Source organism: Frigoribacterium sp. CFBP 8754 (assembly GCF_014841815.1).
GTDB classification, from domain to species: domain Bacteria; phylum Actinomycetota; class Actinomycetes; order Actinomycetales; family Microbacteriaceae; genus Frigoribacterium; species Frigoribacterium endophyticum.
The window spans coordinates 425,048-441,933 of sequence record NZ_JACYUO010000001.1 but is presented as its reverse complement, the minus strand read 5'-3'; the positions used below and the strand labels follow the sequence as shown (position 1 = coordinate 441,933).

Sequence of the window (16,886 nt, the reverse complement as noted above, 5' to 3'; positions counted from 1 at the left end):
GGCGGGCATGACCGTCGCGCTCTACCTGGCCAGCACCTCCCCCGCCCGCCTCGCCCTGCTCCGGGCCGCGGGCGTCGAGCCCGTCCTGATCAGCCCCGGCGTCGACGAGGACGCCGCGGTCGCGCGGGCCGAGGAGGAGGCGGGGCGACGCCTGACGGCCTCCGAGACCGTGTCGCTCCTGGCCAAGGCCAAGGCCGAGGCCGTGCTCGACGTGACCGTCGACGGCCGCCCGCTCGACGGCCTCGTCCTGGGCGGCGACAGCGCCTTCGAGTTCGACGGCGAGGTGCACGGGAAGCCGCACCTGCCGCGGCTCGCGCTCGACCGCTGGCGCCGCATGGCCGAGGTGGGGCACGGCACGCTCTGGTCGGGCCACTGGCTGATCGACCACCGCGGAGGCGCGCCCCGAGCGACGGAGCAGCACCCGTCCGGAGGCGCGGGAGCCGTCGCCTCCGCCGACCTCACCTTCGCCGACGACCTCGACCCGGCCGAGCTCGACGCCTACGTGGCCACCGGGGAGCCCCTCGAGGTGGCCGGCGCCTTCACCATCGACGGCCGCGCCTCCGCCTTCATCAGCCACATCGAGGGCACCCCGAGCGCCGTCGTGGGGCTCTCCGTGCCGGTGCTCCGCTCGCTCGTGCGAGGCTTCGGCGTCGGCTGGCAGGAGCTCTGGACCTCTCCGACCGGGGCGTCCTCGTAGGAAGCATCACGCGCCTCCCGCGTGTTCTTGTGCACGTCAGCCAAAGAAAAGGGTCGACCGCGCAATAGGGTGAGGAACTATGCCTCGTATCAGCAAGGTCCTCATCGCCAACCGTGGAGAGATCGCCGTCCGCGTGATCCGGGCCGCCCGCGACAGCGGCATCGGCTCCGTCGCCGTCTACGCCGACCAGGACCGCGACGCCCAGCACGCCCGCCTCGCCGACGAGGCCTACGCGCTCGAGGGCACGACGAGCGCCGAGACGTACCTCGTCATCGACAAGATCCTCTCCGTCGCCCGCCGCTCGGGGGCGGACGCGGTTCACCCCGGCTACGGGTTCCTCGCCGAGAACGCCGACTTCGCGCGCGCCGTCACGGCCGCGGGGCTCGTCTGGATCGGGCCCTCGCCCGAGGCCATCGAGCAGCTGGGCGACAAGGTCAGCGCCCGCCACATCGCGGAGCGGGTCGGCGCCCCGCTCGCCCCCGGCACCCTCAACCCGGTCTCCGGGGCCGACGAGGTGCTCGAGTTCGTCGACCAGCACGGCCTCCCCGTCGCCATCAAGGCGGCGTTCGGCGGCGGCGGCCGCGGCCTCAAGGTGGCCCGCACCCGCGAGGAGGTCCCCGAGCTCTTCGAGTCCGCGACCCGCGAGGCCGTCGCCGCCTTCGGCCGCGGCGAGTGCTTCGTCGAGAAGTACCTCGACCAGCCCCGGCACGTCGAGACCCAGTGCCTCGCCGACCAGCACGGCAACGTCGTGGTCGTCTCCACGCGCGACTGCTCGCTGCAGCGCCGTCACCAGAAGCTCGTCGAGGAGGCGCCCGCGCCGTTCCTGACGGAGGCCCAGGTGGAGGCCCTCTACAGCGCGTCGAAGGCCATCCTCCGCGAGGTCGGGTACGTCGGCGCCGGCACCTGCGAGTTCCTCGTCGGGAAGGACGGCACCGTCTCCTTCCTCGAGGTGAACACGCGCCTCCAGGTCGAGCACCCGGTCTCGGAGGAGGTCACCGGCATCGACCTCGTGCGCGAGCAGTTCCGCCTCGCCGAGGGCGGCGCGCTCGAGTACGGCGATCCCGTCGCCCGCGGGCACTCGTTCGAGTTCCGCATCAACGGCGAGGACGCCGGGCGGGGCTTCATGCCCGCCCCCGGCCCCGTCCACGTGTTCTCCGCCCCGACCGGCCCCGGCGTCCGCGTCGACAGCGGCGTGCAGGCGGGTGACGAGATCAGCGGGTCGTTCGACTCCCTGCTGGCCAAGCTGATCGTCACCGGGGCCACCCGCGAGGAGGCCCTCGAGCGCTCGCGCCGCGCCCTCGACGAGTTCACGGTCGCCGGCCTCCCCACCGTCCTGCCGTTCCACCGCGCCATCGTGCGCGACCCCGCCTTCGCCCCGGCCGACGGGGCGCCCTTCTCGATCTACACCCGGTGGATCGAGACCGAGTTCGAGAACGACATCCCCGCCTGGAGCGGCGAGGCCGAGGCGCCGCGCGCGCTCGACGAGCGCACCACCGTCGTGGTCGAGGTCGGCGGCAAGCGCGTCGAGGTCTCGCTGCCGGCCGGTCTGGGGGCCCGCACCGCGCCTCCCGCCGCCGCTCCCCGCCGGCGCTCCGGCGGGTCGACCGTCGTCACCGCGACGGGCTCGCAGGTGACGTCGCCCATGCAGGCCACCGTCGTCAAGCTCGCCGTCGAGGAGGGCCAGTCGGTCGTCAAGGGCGACCTCGTGCTCGTGCTCGAGGCGATGAAGATGGAGCAGCCGGTCGCGGCCCACCGCGACGGCGTCGTCTCGGGCATCTCGGCCACGGTCGGCCAGACGGTGTCGTCGGGGCACGTGCTGCTCAGCATCGACTGACGCCCGCGGCGGCGCCCGCCGGCCCGGGGAGCAGACCCTAGAGTGGAGCGCATGTCCGAGACACCCACGCACCCCCTCGACGACCCCGCTGCCGACCCGTTCGAGGTCGCCCGCACCGCCGCTGCCGACATCGCCCGGGCCACCGGCGTCGAGCGCCACGACATCGCCCTCACGCTGGGCAGCGGCTGGGCCGCGGCGGCCGACCTGATCGGCGAGACCGTCGCCGAGGTGCCCGCCACCGAGATCACCGGCTTCAGCGCCTCCGCGGTGGTCGGCCACACCGGCTCGATCCGCAGCATCCTGCTGCCGAGCGGCAAGCACGCCCTCGTCATCGGCGCCCGCACGCACTACTACGAGGGCCACGGCGTCCGCCGTGTCGTGCACAGCGTCCGCACCGCGGCCGCCACCGGCGCGACCACGATGGTCCTCACCAACGGCGCGGGCGGCATCAAGGAGACCTGGAAGCCGGGCAGCCCCGTGCTGATCAGCGACCACATCAACCTGACCGCCGACTCCCCCCTCGAGGGCGCGACCTTCATCGACCTCACCGACCTCTACTCGGCGCGGCTCCGCGAGCTCGCCAAGGGCATCGACCCCTCGCTCGACGAGGGCGTCTACACGCAGTTCCGCGGGCCGCACTACGAGACCCCCGCCGAGGTGCAGATGGCGAAGGCCATGGGCGGCCACATCGTCGGCATGTCGACGGCCCTCGAGGCCATCGCCGCCCGCCAGGCCGGCATGGAGATCCTCGGCATGTCGCTCATCACCAACCTCGCCGCCGGCATCCAGAAGGAGCCGCTGTCGCACCAGGAGGTGCTGCAGGCCGGCCGTGACGCCGAGGCCGCCATCAGCGACCTGCTCTCCCGCATCGTGGCGGCCCTGTGAGCGGCGACGCGACCACGGACCTCCTCGCCGACGCGCAGGCCTGGCTCGACCAGGACCCTGACGAGGTCACCCGCGCCGAGCTCGCCGCGCTGCTGACGGCGGCGCGGTCGGGCGACGCCGTGGCGACCGCCGAGCTGCGCGACCGCTTCGACGGCCGCCTGCAGTTCGGCACGGCGGGCCTCCGCGGCGCCCTCGGAGCCGGCCCGAACCGCATGAACCGCGTGCTCGTGGCCCAGGCGGCAGCGGGCTTCGCGGCCTTCCTGGTCGGCCGTGAGGCCACGCCGTCGATCGTCATCGGCTACGACGGCCGGACCAACAGCGACGTCTTCGCCCGCGACACGGCGGAGATCATGGCCGCGGCGGGCGTGTCCGCCACGCTGCTGCCCCGGGCGCTGCCCACCCCCGTGCTCGCCTTCGCCGTGCGCCACCTCGACGTCAGCGCCGGGGTCATGGTGACCGCGAGCCACAACCCCGCCGCCGACAACGGCTACAAGGTGTACCTCGGCGGCCTCGACGCCGGGTCGCAGATCGTGTCGCCGGTCGACACGGAGATCGCCGCCCTGATCGAGGAGGCCGCGCGCCGGCCGGTGTCGGAGATCCCCCGCTCCGACGACCACCGGGAAGCCGGCGACGACCTCGTCGGCGAGTACGTGGCGCGCACCGCGGCCCTCGCCGGCACCGCCGCGTCGGGCTCGCAGCCCCGCGTCGTCTACACGGCCATGCACGGCGTCGGGTGGGAGGTCGCCCGTCGCGTCTTCGCGACGGCCGGCTTCACCGAGCCCGTGCCCGTCGCCGAGCAGTCGGCGCCCGACCCCGCCTTCCCCACGGTCGCCTTCCCGAACCCCGAGGAGCCCGGGGCGCTCGACCTGGCCTTCGCCACCGCCGACCGCGTCTCCGCCGACCTCGTCATCGCCAACGACCCGGACGCGGACCGCCTCGCGGTCGCCGTGCCGGGCCCCGAGGGGTGGCGGCGCCTGACCGGCAACGAGGTCGGGGCGCTGCTGGGGTGGCGTGCCGCCGAGCGCGCCCGCCGGGACGACGTCGACGGGACCCTCGCGGCGAGCATCGTCTCGTCGCCGGCCCTCCGCGAGGTCGCCCGCCGCTACGACCTCGACTACCGCGACACCCTCACCGGCTTCAAGTGGGTCTCCCGCGTCGGCGGCCTGCTGTACGGCTACGAGGAGGCCCTCGGCTACCTGGTCGACCCCGCGAAGGTCCGTGACAAGGACGGCATCTCCGCCGCCGTCGAGATCCTGGCCCTGGCCACCGAGCTGCACGGCCGGGGCTCGAGCATCGCCGAGCACCTGCGCGACTTCGACGCGGAGTTCGGCGCCTACGCCTCCTCGCAGATCTCGCTGCGCGTCGACGACCTGGAGCGCATCACGGAGCTGACCACGCGACTCCGCCAGTCGCCGCCCCGCCAGGTCGGCACGCGACGGGTCGACCACGTCGACGACTTCGTGGACGGCTTCGGGGAGTTCCCCGCGGGCGACGTCCTCCGCTTCTGGTTCACCGACGGCTCGAGGGTCATCGTGCGCCCGAGCGGCACGGAGCCGAAGCTCAAGGTCTACATCGACGCGTCGAGCACCGACGGAGACGCCCTGGCTCGCCGGGCCGCCGCCGAGGCGGCCGTGGCCGACCTCGACGCGGGCATGCGGGCGTTGCTGGCCTAGTCCGCCGCGAGACGAGGACGGAGGCCGCTCCCCTGAGGGGGGCGGCCTCCGTCCGTGCGTCCGTGCGTCCGTGCCCGGACCGGCTCCGTCAGCCCAACGAACGCTGCAGCTTCTCGGTGAGCTCCTGGCGGTCGAAGTGGTTCTGGATGACGATGACGTCGGCGAAGGTCTGGCCGATGGCCTCGACGAACTCGGCGGAGGTCAGGATGACCTGGGCGTCGTCGGCGACCCCCGCCAGGGAGCCGATGTCGGCCGCGACGACGTCCGCCTCGATGTCGAGCTTGGCCAGGACGCGCTCGGCGTTGACCTTGAGGATGCCGCTGCTGCCGATGCCGACGCCGCAGATGGTCACGATCTTCACGGGGAGCCCTCCTCGGGCGTCGAGCGGCCGCCGTCGGCCACGGCGGGAGCGCCGAGCAGCCGACGGACCTCGTCGGCGGAGGCCGCGCCGGCGAGGGCGGGGATGACCGAGGCGTCGTTGAAGACGTTCGCGATGTCGGCGATCGACTCGAGGTGACCGCCCACCGACTCGACGGCGAGGCCGAGCACGACGCTCACCGGGTCGTTGTGCGGGTGCCCGAAGGCCACGGGAGCCGCGAGGGTGACGACGGCGAGGCCGTCACGCAGCACGAGGTCGTCGGGCCGGGCGTGGGCGAGCGCGAGTCCCGGCGCGATGACGACGTACGGGCCGTGCTCGTCGATCATCCGCACCATCTCGTCGCCGTAGCCGGGCAGCGCCGACCCGGAGGCGACCAGCGCGTCGGCCGCCGCGTGCACCGCCGCGCGCCAGTCGGTGACGGGCGCGGCGATGACGACGGCGGAGTCGGGCACCGGGGGCAGCGTCACGTCAGACCGCCTCGAACCCCGCCGTGATGCGGTCGGCCAGCTCGTCGCGGTCCTCCAGCGGGAGGAAGCTCGACGCGGCGGCGTTGAGCTGGAACGCGAGCAGGTCGTCGAGGCCGTAGTCGAACGCCTGGGCCAGCAGCGCGAGCTCCTTGCTGAGGCTCGTGTCGCTCATCAGGCGGTTGTCGGTGTTGACCGTGACCCGGTAGCCGAGCTGGTAGAGCAGGTCGAAGGGGTGGTCGTCGAGGTCGGTGCCCCAGGCCGAGATCGCCCCGGTCTGGAGGTTCGACTGCGGCGAGAGCTCGAGGGCGATCTCGCGGTCGCGGACCCACGACGCGATGGGGCCGAGCTCGACCGTGGTCTGGCCGCCGCGGGCCTCGACGACACGGATGTCCTCCGCGAGGCGGACGCCGTGGCCGAGGCGCAGGGCCCGGCCGTCGAGGAGGGCGCTGCGGATGCTGTCGAGGCCGTCGGCCTCGCCGGCGTGCACGGTGACCGGGAAGAACTCGCGCGCGAGGAGGTCGAAGGCGGGGCGGTGGGCGCTGGCGGGGAAGCCCGCCTCGGCGCCGGCGATGTCGAACCCGACGACGCCGTTCTCCCGGTGGCGCACCGCGAGCTGGGCGATCTCGAGACCGCGGTCGGCGTGGCGCATGGCCGTGATCAGCTGGCCGACGGAGATGTCGTGGCCCTGGCCGGAGAGCTCCTCCACGGCCTGGTCGATGCCCGCCTGGACGGCCTCGACCGTCGCGTCGAGCGACAGGCCGGCGGTGAGGTGCTGCTCGGGGGCCCAGCGGACCTCGCCGTGCACGACGCCGTCGGCCGCCAGGTCGAGGACGAACTCACGGGCCACGCGGTGCAGGCCCGCCTCGGTCTGCATGACCGCCGTCGTCACGTCGAAGGTGGCGAGGTAGTCGGGCAGGTTGCCGGAGTCCGCGCTCTCGACGAACCAGCGCCCGAGCGCCTCCGCGTCGCCCCCGACCGGCAGGTCGTAGCCGATCTCGTCGGCCAGCTCGATGATCGTCGAGGGGCGGAGCCCGCCGTCGAGGTGATCATGCAACGACACCTTGGGGAGGGAGACGATGCTGGGGCCGCCGTCAGGCAGTCGGTAGTCCTTGTCCGGAGCGCTCATGGGGACCAACCTACCCGTGCGCGGGCCCCCGACCCTGGACGACCACGGCGAGCCAGCCGGGCGCTCGTCGGGCACGCCCGGCGCACCGGCTGGACGCCGCCGGGACGGGCGTCAGGAGACGCGCTCGGCCACGATCGGGCCGCGGGTCGTCCGCTCGTCGCCGATGCTCCAGGCCCCCTGCACCGCCTCGAGCGCGCGCTCGAAGCGCGCGGGCTCGTCGGTGTGCAGCGTGAACAGGGGCTGGCCCGCCGTCACCGCGTCGCCCGGCTTCGCGTGCAGCTCGATGCCGGCCGCGGCCTGGACGGGGTCCTGCTTGCGGGCGCGGCCCGCGCCCAGGCGCCAGGCGCCCACGCCGAAGGGCAGCGCCCGCTGCTCGGTGAGGTACCCGCTGCGCTCGGCCGTGACGACGTGCGTCTCGCGCGCGGTCGGGAGCGCCGCGTCCGGGTCGCCGCCCTGGGCGCGGATCATGGCCTTCCAGGCGTCCATCGCGCGACCGTCGTCGAGCGCGGCCTCCACGTCGGCGTCGGGCTGGCCGGCGAGGGTCAGCATCTCGCGCGCCAGCGCGACCGTGAGCTCCCGGATGTCGGCCGGGCCGCCGCCCGCGAGGGTCTCGACGGACTCGCGCACCTCGAGGGCGTTGCCGATCGTCAGGCCGAGCGGCACGTTCATGTCGGTGAGCAGGGCGGTCGTCGCGACCCCGGCGTCCGTGCCGAGGTCGACCATCGTGCGGGCGAGCAGGCGCGACTGCTCGATGTCCTGGATGAAGGCGCCCGAGCCGAACTTGACGTCGAGCACGAGGGCCGCCGTGCCCTCCGCGATCTTCTTGCTCATGATCGACGACGCGATGAGGGGGATGCACTCGACCGTGCCGGTGATGTCGCGGAGCGCGTACAGCTTGCCGTCGGCCGGGGCGAGACCCGAGCCGGCTGCGCAGACGACCGCGCCGGTGTCGGCCATGATCTCGCGCATCCGCTCGTTCGAGATCGACGCCTGCCAGCCGGGGATCGACTCGAGCTTGTCGAGCGTGCCGCCCGTGTGGCCGAGGCCGCGGCCCGAGAGCTGCGGGACGGCGACGCCGAACGAGGCCACGAGCGGGGCGAGCGGCAGCGTGATCTTGTCGCCCACTCCCCCGGTCGAGTGCTTGTCGACGGTGGTCTTGCCGAGGCCGGCGAAGTCCATCGTCTCGCCGCTGCGGATCATGGCCAGGGTCATGTCGCGGATCTCGCGGCGCTCCATGCCGTTGAGGAAGATCGCCATGGTCAGCGCCGACATCTGCTCGTCTGCCACGTACCCGCGGGTGTAGGCGTCGATCAGCCAGTCGATCTGCGCGGTGCTGAGGGCGCCCGAGCCGCGCTTGACGCGGATCAGGTCGACGGTGTCGAAGGGCTCGACGGTGGTGGTCATGGGGTCTCCTCAGCGGTGGCGGCGTCGTTCCGGAGGTGTCTCGCCGGCCCCGGAACGACGCCGGACGGAGGGCGGGGGCGAGGAGGCGCGGTGCACGCCCCGAGGGGCGCCTACGCCTGCGAGGCGCGGAACTCCTCGAGCTGGCGCGGCCCGAACGCGTCGGGGATGACCTCGTCGATCGTGCGGAAGCCCGAGACGGTGTCGAGCACCATGGAGGCGTCGGAGTGCTCGTAGAGCAGCTGCCGGCAGCGGCCGCAGGGCATCAGGACGTCGCCGTTGCCGTCGACGCAGGCGAAGGCGACGAGTCGCCCCCCACCGCCCATGACGAGGTCGGTGACGAGGGAGCACTCGGCGCAGAGCGTGATGCCGTACGACGCGTTCTCGATGTTGCAGCCCGAGACGAGCCGGCCGTCGGTCGTCAGCGCGGCCGCCCCCACGGGGAACTTCGAGTAGGGGACGTACGCCTTGGACATGGCCGCCCGGGCCGCGGCCCGGAGGGCCTCCCAGTCGGTGGACTCGACGACGCTCACGACTTCACGTAGGCCTTGCCGGAGGCGGCCGGGCCGCGGGACTGGCCGACGAGCCCCGCGACGGCGAAGATCGTCACGACGTAGGGCAGCATCAGCATGAACTCGCTCGGCACCGGCGAGCCGATGGCCCCGAGCACGTTCTGGAGGTTCGAGGCGAAGCCGAACAGCAGCGCCGCGAGCGTGGCCTTGATCGGATCCCACCGGCCGAAGATCACGGCGGCCAGGGCGATGAAGCCCGCCCCCGCCGTCATCTCCTTCTGGAAGTTGCCCAGCGAGCCGAGGGTGAAGTACGCCCCGCCCAGGCCGGCGATGGCACCGGCGAGGGAGACGTTCCAGAACCGGGTCGCGTTGACCTTGATGCCCACGGTGTCGGCGGCCTGCGGGTGCTCGCCGACGGCGCGGAGGCGCAGCCCCCACCGGGTGCGGAAGAGCCCGTAGAAGACGACGGCGATCGCGACGTACATCAGGTAGACGATGATCGTCTGGCGGAAGAACACCGGCCCGACGATCGGGATCTGGCTCAGGCCGGGGATCGGCAGCTGCGGGAAGCGGACGCCCTCGTTGAGCGCCTCCGACTTCGTGAGCACCTGCGAGTACAGGAAGCTCGTGAGGCCCGTGACGAGCACGTTGAGCACGACGCCGACGATCACCTGGTCGACGATGTAGCGGATGCTGAACACCGCGAGGACCATCGAGACGAGCACGCCCGCGACCATGGCCGAGGCGAGGCCGACGACGGCCGACCCGGTGGCCGAGGCCACCACGGCCGAGACGAAGGCGCCGGCCAGCAGCTGCCCCTCGATCGCGACGTTCACGACGCCGACCCGCTCCGAGATGACGCCGCCCAGGGCGCCGAAGATGAGCGGCGTGCTGAGCGCGAGGGCCCCGAGCAGGAGGCCCGGCACGGGGATCGTCGCGTCGGCGCTCGTCCAGGTGAGGAAGGCGACGAGGAAGACCACGCCGAACACGCTGACCAGCCAGATCGGCACGCGCGCGGCGCGGACGGCCAGGAGGAACGCGCCGACGGTCAGCAGCACCAGCACGACGGTGAGGACGACGCCCGTCGCGGCGGACGGCAGCACCGCGTCGGGCAGGGCGAAGAAGTCGGTGGGCGTCGAGAGGCGGAAGGTGCTCCGGCCCTCCCGCTGCAGGCCGACGAAGAGCACGACGGCGATGACCGAGAAGACCGCGAACGCGATCGGGGCCTTGAAGCTGCGCGTGACGGCGCGGGCGAGGCCGGGCGTGGGCGCGGCGGGAGCCGCGACGTCGGGGGTGAGGGTGCTCACTTGGTGACCACCGCCTCCTTCTTCGAGGCGCGGGGGGCCCTGCGGGCACCCGGCGCGGGCAGACGGAAGATGCTGCGGACGAGCGGCGGGGCCGCGACGAACAGCACGATCAGGGACTGCACGACGAGCACGATGTCGATCGGCACGCCGTTGGCCGCCTGCATCGAGTAGCCGCCGGCCTTGAGGGCGCCGAAGAGCACGCCGGCGCCGAAGACGCCCCACGGGCGCGAGCGACCGAGCAGAGCGACCGTGATGGCGTCGAAGCCGATGCCGGCGTCGATGCCCGCGGTGAAGCCCGTGGTCAGCGTGCCGAGCACCTGCGTCGAGCCCGCGACGCCCGCCAGCGCGCCGGAGATGAGCATGGCGTACAGGTAGATGTTCTTGACGTCCATGCCGGCCGTGCGGGCAGCGTGGGGGTTCTCGCCCACCGCGCGGAACCGGAACCCGAGCGTCGACCGGTTGATCAGCCACCAGACGACGGCGGTCACGACGATCACCAGGATGAAGCCCCAGTTGAGGTTGTAGCGGGCCCCGAAGAGGTCGGGCAGCACGGCGCTCGGGAGCGTGGCGGGCGACTTCGGGTTCGGGCTGCCCGGGGCCTGCAGGAGGCCCGGCGTGCGCAGGGCGAACGAGATCGAGTAGAAGGCGATGTAGTTGAGCATGATCGTGAGGATCACCTCGTGCGCGCCCGTCCTGGCCTTCAGCAGGCCGACGAGCCCGCCCCACACGGCTCCGCCGGCGATGCCGGCCAGGAGCGCGAGGGGCAGGTGGACCGCGAGCGGCAGGTCGAACGAGAAGCCGACCCACCCCGCCGCTCCGGCCGCGACGAGCATCTGGCCGCGGGCACCGATGTTGAAGAGGCCGACCCGGAAGGCGAGGGCGACGCCGAGACCGGCCGCGATGAGTGGCACCGAGTAGTTGAGCGTCTCGGTGAGCGGGCGGATCCCGGCGGCGAAGCCGTCGACCCGGAAGTTGTAGACCGCGCCCTGGAAGAGCGACGAGTACGCCCCGCCCACCGTCCGGCCGAAGGCCTGGAAGAAGTCGGTCGGCCGCGACGCGAAGTACCCGAGGGTCGACTGGACCGTGGGGTCGGTGAAGCCGATCAGCAGGCCCGAGACGACGAGGGCGAGCACCACGGCGAGGACCGAGATGGCCGCGTTGCCGGTCGTGATCTCCCGCAGGAGGCGCGACCCGCGCGAGTCGTCCGGTCGCGTCTCCGGGGCGGCCGGGCCGCCTGCCGGGGTCGGGGTGGTCGTGGTGGTGGCGTCGCTCACGCTGCCTGCTCCGTTCCGTGCGGCGTCTCGCCGGCCATCATGAGCCCCAGCACGTCGCGGGGGGTGTCGGCGGGGACGATGCCGATGATCGAGCCGCGGTACATCACGGCGATGCGGTCGGCCAGGGCCACGACCTCGTCGAGCTCGGTCGAGACGACGATGACGGGCACGCCCTGGTCGCGCGTCTCGACGATGCGCTTGTGGACGAACTCGATCGACCCGACGTCGATGCCGCGGGTGGGCTGGGCCGCCACGAAGAGGCGCAGGTCGCGGCTCAGCTCGCGCGCGAGCACGACCTTCTGCTGGTTGCCGCCCGACAGGCGCCCGGCGGGCGTGGTGATGCCCTGGGTGCGGATGTCGAACTCCCGCACCTTCTCGACCGCGAAGGCGGCGAGCTCGGCGAGGCGCAGCGAGCCGCGCTTGACGAACGGCCCGGACTGCGAGCGGTCGAGCATGAGGTTCTCGGCGACGGTGAACTCGCCGACGAGGCCGTCCTCGTTGCGGTCCTCGGGGACGAAGCCGACCCCGGCGTCGAGCACGCGGCGGACGCTCAGCCCCGTGATGTCGCGCCCGTCGAGCGTGACGCGGCCCTCGACCCGGCCCTGGAGGCCGAGGATCGCCTCGGTGAGCTCGGTCTGGCCGTTGCCCTGGACGCCCGCGATCGCGAGCACCTCGCCGCGGCGCACCTCGAACGAGACGTCGTCGACGACGACCTGGCCGATGGGGTCGAGCACCCGGAGCCCCTCCACGACCAGGGCGGCCTCGCCCGGGACGGCGGGGGCCTTCTGGACGGTGAGCTCCACCGCGCGGCCGACCATGAGCGACGCCAGCTCGGCGTTGGTCGCCGTGGGCTCGGCCTCGCCGACCACCTTGCCGAGGCGGATCACCGTGATGCGGTCGGCGACCTCGCGCACCTCGCGGAGCTTGTGGGTGATGAAGACGATGCCCGTGCCGGCGTCGCGGAGCTGGCGCATGATGACCATGAGCTCGTCGGTCTCTTGGGGGGTCAGCACGGCGGTCGGCTCGTCGAAGACGAGGACCTCGGCGTCGCGCGAGAGCGCCTTGACGATCTCGACGCGCTGCTGCACGCCGACCGGGAGCTCCTCGACGACGGCGTCGGGGTCGATGTCGAAGCCGAAGCGCCGGGAGATCTCGCGCACCTTCGCGCGGGCGGCCTGCAGGTCGAGCCGCCCGCCGGGGCGGGTCTCCTCGTGGCCGAGCATCACGTTCTCCGCCACCGTGAACACGGGGACGAGCATGAAGTGCTGGTGGACCATGCCGATGCCCGCCGCCATGGCGTCGCCGGGGCCGGAGAACCGCTGGACGACGTCGTCGAGCAGGATCTCGCCCTCGTCGGCCTGGTACAGGCCGTAGAGCACGTTCATGAGCGTGGACTTGCCGGCGCCGTTCTCACCGAGGAGGGCGTGGATCTCGCCCGGCTCGACGGTGAGGCTGATGTGGTCGTTGGCGGTCAGTGCGCCGAATCGCTTGGTGATGCCCTGGAGCTCGAGCTTCATCTCGTCAATCTACCTCGGGTGTAGGCGTGGGAAGGGCCCGGCCGAACGGTGGAGACCGTCCGGACCGGGCCCTCGATCAGGCAATGCTAGACGATGCCTGAGGGGGTGCCGGCTCGGCTCAGCTGAGGGCCGAGGGCGACTCGACCTCGATCGAGCCGTCGATGATGCCGGCCTTGATCGTGTCGAGCTCGTCCTGGAGCCCGGCGTCGACCTTGTCCTCGTAGTCGTGGAACGGAGCGATGCCCACGCCGTCGTTCTCGAGGGTGCCCACGTAGGGCTCGTTCGAGAACGAGCCGTCGGCCGACTGGGTCACGACGTCGTTCGTGGCCTGCTTGATGCCCTTGAGCACCGAGGTCAGGAACAGGTCGCTGTTGGCGCTGTCGGTCTCGTAGGTGTCGGAGTCGGCGCCGACCAGGACGACGTCCGAGCCGGAGTCGCGGATGGCCTCGGCGGCGCTCTGGTAGATCGGTCCGCCGACGGGCAGGATGACGTCCGCACCCTGGTCGATCAGGGTCTGGGCGCTCTGCTTGGCCGTGGTGCCGGCCTCGAAGCCGCCGGTGAAGGTGCCGGTCTGCGACGCGACGTCCCAGCCGACGACCTTGACGTCGGCGCTCTTCTGCTCGTTGTAGTACTCGACGCCGTCGGCGAAGCCGTCCATGAAGATGGTGACGGTCGGGAACTGCATGCCGCCGAAGGTGCCGACGGTGCCGCTCTTCGAGTAGCTCGCCGCGGCGTAGCCGGCGAGGAAGGCCGCCTCCGACGTGTTGAACGTGATCGGCTTGACGTTGTCGGCGGTGATCGACGCGTCGTCGATGGTGGCGTAGTTCACGCCGGCATTGGCCTCGGCCGCCGTCTTCGTGGCGTCGGCGAGAGCGAAGCCGACCGTGACGATCAGGCCGCAGCCCTGGTCGGCGAGGTTCGAGAGGTTGGCGTCGTAGACGGTCTCGTCGGCGGACTCGACGGTCTTGGCCTCGGCGCCCGCGGTCTCCGCGGCCTCGGTCAGACCCTCGTAGCCCAGCTGGTTGAACGACTTGTCGTCGAAGCCGCCGGCGTCGGACACCATGCAGGGCACGAAGTCGCTGGAGCTGCCGCCCGCGGCGTCGTCGCTCTCGGGAGCCGAGGCACAGCCGGCCAGGATGGCGACGGTGCTCGCCAGGGCGAGGCCGCCGAAGACGGCCCTGCGCGCAGTTGTAGTCAAGTTGTCCTCCAAGGTGCTGCCCGGCACGAGACGCCGGGCACGTATGGCGACAGGTTACCTACTGCGCGGAGCCCCTCCGACCGCTCCGGGAGAGTGAGACCGAGGCGTTACACGACCGCGACCGTCGCGTAACGGGCCCGTAACAGGACAGCCCGGTCGGGCCGTCAGAGGACGTCGCTGCGGCCGCTCAGCTTGAGGGCGTCGACGACCGACTTGACGCGCTGCGCGTTCGCCGTCGTGGTGACCAGGAGGGCGTCCGGGGTGTCGACCACGATGATGTCGTTCACCCCGATCAGCGAGATGAGCCGGCCGCTGTGGCCCACGACGATGCCGCTGGAGGCGTCCGAGAGCACCCGGGCGTTCTCGCCGAGGATGGCGAGGTCGCTCTTGCGCCCGCCGGAGTGCAGCTTCGCGATGGACGCGAAGTCGCCGACGTCGTCCCAGTCGAAGGTCCCCGGGATGACCGCGAGGCGGCCGGCCGCGGCGGCGGGCTCCGCGACGGTGTAGTCGATCGCGATCTTCTCCAGGCCGGGCCAGATCCTGTCGACGGCGGCTCCTCGACGAGGGGTGTCCCAGGCCTCGGCGAGCTCCTCCAGGCCCGCCAAGAGCTCCGGCCGCGTCTCGCCGAGCTGCTCCAGGAGGCGGTCGGCCCGGGAGATGAACATGCCGCCGTTCCAGAGGTAGTCGCCCCCCGCGACGTACCCCTCCGCCGTCTCGAGGTCCGGCTTCTCGACGAACGACTCGACGCGGAGGGCGCTCGGCGCCCCGTCGACGGCCAGCGCGGCGCCGGCGTGGATGTACCCGAAGCCGATGGCCGGCTCGGTCGGGGTGATCCCGATCGTGGTGATCCAGCCCGCGTCGGCGGCCACGATGGCCTCGCCGACGGCACGCTGGAAGCCCCGGATGTCGGAGATGACGTGGTCGGCGGCGAACGAGCCCACGATCACGTCGGGCTCCCGGCGGCGGAGGACGGCCGCGGCGAGGCCGATGGCCGCCGTGCTGTCCTTCGGCTCGCTCTCGAGGACGACGTTGTGGTCGGCGAGGGCGGGCAGCTGCGCCTCGACCGCCGCCCGGTGAGCCCGCCCGGTGACCACCATGATGCGCTGCTCCCCGGCGAGGGGCGCGAGGCGGTCCCAGGTGGCGCGGAGGAGGGTCGACCCGCTGCCCGTGAGGTCGTGGAGGAACTTCGGGGCGTCGGCCCGGCTGAGCGGCCACAGCCTCGACCCGATGCCGCCGGCGGGGATGATGCTGTAGAAGCGCTCGACGCTCTCGGGCTGTGTCATGTCCGCCACCTTAGCGAGGGCCCCGGCCGCGACTCCCCGCGTTCACGCGACCGCCACCGCGGGGCCACGGCGCGGCCGCGGTCCGGCCACGCCGCCCGCGGAGCCTGGGAGGACGCCGAGCCGAGGAGGTCCCCATGAGGGTCGCCATCGTGACCGAGAGCTTCCTGCCCACCGTCAACGGGGTGACGACGAGCGTGCTGCGGGTGCTCGACCACCTGGAGCGACGCGGCCACGAGGCCATCGTCATCGCTCCCGCGGGCCGGGGCCACGACTCCTACGGCCCCGCCAGGGTGCACCGCGTGCCCAGCGTGGCCTACCGGCAGTTCCCCGTCGGGCTGCCCTCGCCGGTCGTCGCGGGCGCCCTCGCGGACTTCTGCCCCGACGTCGTCCACGTCGCCTCCCCCTTCCTCCTCGGCGGTCACGCGATCGCGGCGGCGGCCCGCCTCGGGCTGCCGAGCGTCGCGGTCTTCCAGACCGACGTCGCCCGCTACGCGAGCACGAGCGGCCTCGGCCCCGTCACCGCCGCGGTCGCCTGGCGCCTGGTCCGTCGACTGCACGAGCAGGCCACCGTCACCCTGGTGCCGTCGTCGGCCTCGCTGCGCGACCTGCGCCGCGCCGGGGTCGACCGGCTCGCGACCTGGGGCCGCGGCGTCGACTCGGTGCGCTACCACCCGAACCGGCGCGGCACGGGCGGGTCCGCCGCCTTCCGCGGGGCGGTCGGCGCAGCCCCCGGGGAGGCGCTGGTCGGATACGTGGGACGCCTCGCCCCCGAGAAGCAGGTCGAGCGGCTCGCGGCCCTGCACCGCACGCCCGGCACCCGCTTCGTCGTGGTCGGCGACGGCCCGGCGCTGCCGTCGCTGCGGCGGCGGCTCCGGCACCTCGACCCCGTGTTCACCGGGGCGCTCCACGGCGACGAGCTGGCGGACGCCTACGCGGCACTGGACGTCTTCGTGCACACCGGCGTCACGGAGACCTTCGGGCAGACGGTCCAGGAGGCGCACGCGAGCGGGACGCCGGTCGTGGCCCCCGCCGCGGGCGGGCCCCTCGACCTCGTCCGGCACGGCGTCGACGGGTTCCTGGTCGACCCCCTGCACGACCACTCGCTCCGCCGGGCCGTCCGGCTCCTGGTCGACGACCCGGCCCTCCGGGCACGGTTCGGGGAGGCGGGGCGGCGCGCCGTCGTCGGGCGCACCTGGGAGCGCCTCGGGGACGAGCTGCTCGGGCACTACGCCGACGCGGTGGCGGCTCCGGCGGTGCCGACCCGCGCCTCCGCCCGGGCCCGGCAGCTGTCGGCGACGAGCTGACCGTCTCTCGACATCGAACTAGTTTGGGC

General features: G+C 73.0%; 15 protein-coding genes. 5 read left to right on the top strand and 10 right to left on the bottom strand.

From position 1 onward, the window contains the following. Positions 1 to 7: 7 nt before the first annotated feature. The 4 genes from IFT72_RS02055 (at position 8) to IFT72_RS02040 (ending at position 5,089) form a co-directional block, all read left to right on the top strand. Positions 8 to 697 (top strand): nucleoside triphosphate pyrophosphatase, encoded by a 690-nt coding sequence (locus IFT72_RS02055; RefSeq protein WP_192045426.1) that lies wholly within the window; start codon positions 8 to 10, stop codon positions 695 to 697. 79 nt (positions 698 to 776) lie between these two features. After that, positions 777 to 2,531 (top strand): biotin carboxylase N-terminal domain-containing protein, encoded by a 1,755-nt coding sequence (locus tag IFT72_RS02050; protein ID WP_056053271.1) that lies wholly within the window; start codon positions 777 to 779, stop codon positions 2,529 to 2,531. Positions 2,532 to 2,582: 51 nt separating this feature from the next. Continuing rightward, positions 2,583 to 3,416: a purine-nucleoside phosphorylase gene (locus IFT72_RS02045; RefSeq protein WP_192045425.1), complete on the top strand. Its 834-nt coding sequence runs from the start codon at positions 2,583 to 2,585 to the stop codon at positions 3,414 to 3,416. Next, positions 3,413 to 5,089, top strand: a complete 1,677-nt coding sequence (locus tag IFT72_RS02040; protein ID WP_192045424.1) for a phospho-sugar mutase — start codon at positions 3,413 to 3,415, stop codon at positions 5,087 to 5,089. The genes IFT72_RS02045 and IFT72_RS02040 overlap by 4 nt, the downstream gene beginning before the upstream one ends. An 88-nt stretch (positions 5,090 to 5,177) precedes the next feature. On the opposite strand, the gene IFT72_RS02035 is transcribed toward IFT72_RS02040, so the two are convergent. The 10 genes from IFT72_RS02035 to IFT72_RS01990 form a co-directional block, all read right to left on the bottom strand. Further along, the gene (locus tag IFT72_RS02035) at positions 5,178 to 5,450 is read right to left on the bottom strand and encodes a PTS sugar transporter subunit IIB (RefSeq protein WP_192045423.1); all 273 of its coding nucleotides are present in this window, start codon (positions 5,448 to 5,450) and stop codon (positions 5,178 to 5,180) included. Next, complete coding sequence (locus tag IFT72_RS02030; RefSeq protein ID WP_056053258.1) at positions 5,447 to 5,935, bottom strand: PTS sugar transporter subunit IIA; 489 nt, start codon at positions 5,933 to 5,935, stop codon at positions 5,447 to 5,449. Before IFT72_RS02030 ends, IFT72_RS02035 begins: the two co-directional genes overlap by 4 nt. Before the next feature lies 1 nt (position 5,936). Then, a complete protein-coding gene (locus IFT72_RS02025) occupies positions 5,937 to 7,061 on the bottom strand; it encodes an adenosine deaminase (RefSeq protein WP_192045422.1) in 1,125 nt (374 codons plus the stop codon). Between the two features lie 111 nt (positions 7,062 to 7,172). Next, positions 7,173 to 8,465: a thymidine phosphorylase gene (locus IFT72_RS02020; protein ID WP_056053251.1), complete on the bottom strand. Its 1,293-nt coding sequence runs from the start codon at positions 8,463 to 8,465 to the stop codon at positions 7,173 to 7,175. A 110-nt stretch (positions 8,466 to 8,575) separates the two neighbouring features. Next, entirely contained in the window at positions 8,576 to 8,995 is a 420-nt protein-coding gene (locus IFT72_RS02015) for a cytidine deaminase (RefSeq protein ID WP_371741137.1), read from the bottom strand. Next, positions 8,992 to 10,281, bottom strand: coding sequence for an ABC transporter permease (locus IFT72_RS02010; protein WP_192045421.1), 1,290 nt, complete (start codon positions 10,279 to 10,281; stop codon positions 8,992 to 8,994). Before IFT72_RS02010 ends, IFT72_RS02015 begins: the two co-directional genes overlap by 4 nt. Further along, complete coding sequence (locus tag IFT72_RS02005) at positions 10,278 to 11,555, bottom strand: ABC transporter permease (RefSeq protein ID WP_192045420.1); 1,278 nt, start codon at positions 11,553 to 11,555, stop codon at positions 10,278 to 10,280. The genes IFT72_RS02010 and IFT72_RS02005 overlap by 4 nt, the downstream gene beginning before the upstream one ends. Further along, a complete protein-coding gene (locus IFT72_RS02000; RefSeq protein ID WP_185231885.1) occupies positions 11,552 to 13,072 on the bottom strand; it encodes an ABC transporter ATP-binding protein in 1,521 nt (506 codons plus the stop codon). The genes IFT72_RS02005 and IFT72_RS02000 overlap by 4 nt, the downstream gene beginning before the upstream one ends. Positions 13,073 to 13,190: 118 nt before the next feature. Beyond that, entirely contained in the window at positions 13,191 to 14,270 is a 1,080-nt protein-coding gene (locus IFT72_RS01995; RefSeq protein ID WP_056053244.1) for a BMP family protein, read from the bottom strand. Between the two features lie 164 nt (positions 14,271 to 14,434). Next, positions 14,435 to 15,553 carry a mannose-1-phosphate guanylyltransferase gene (locus IFT72_RS01990; protein ID WP_056053241.1) on the bottom strand — a complete coding sequence of 373 codons (1,119 nt, stop codon included), beginning with the start codon at positions 15,551 to 15,553 and terminating at the stop codon, positions 14,435 to 14,437. A gap of 134 nt (positions 15,554 to 15,687) precedes the next feature. On the opposite strand from IFT72_RS01990, the gene IFT72_RS01985 reads away from it, so the two are divergent. Further along, positions 15,688 to 16,857 carry a glycosyltransferase family 1 protein gene (locus tag IFT72_RS01985; protein WP_192045419.1) on the top strand — a complete coding sequence of 390 codons (1,170 nt, stop codon included), beginning with the start codon at positions 15,688 to 15,690 and terminating at the stop codon, positions 16,855 to 16,857. Positions 16,858 to 16,886: the final 29 nt, after the last annotated feature.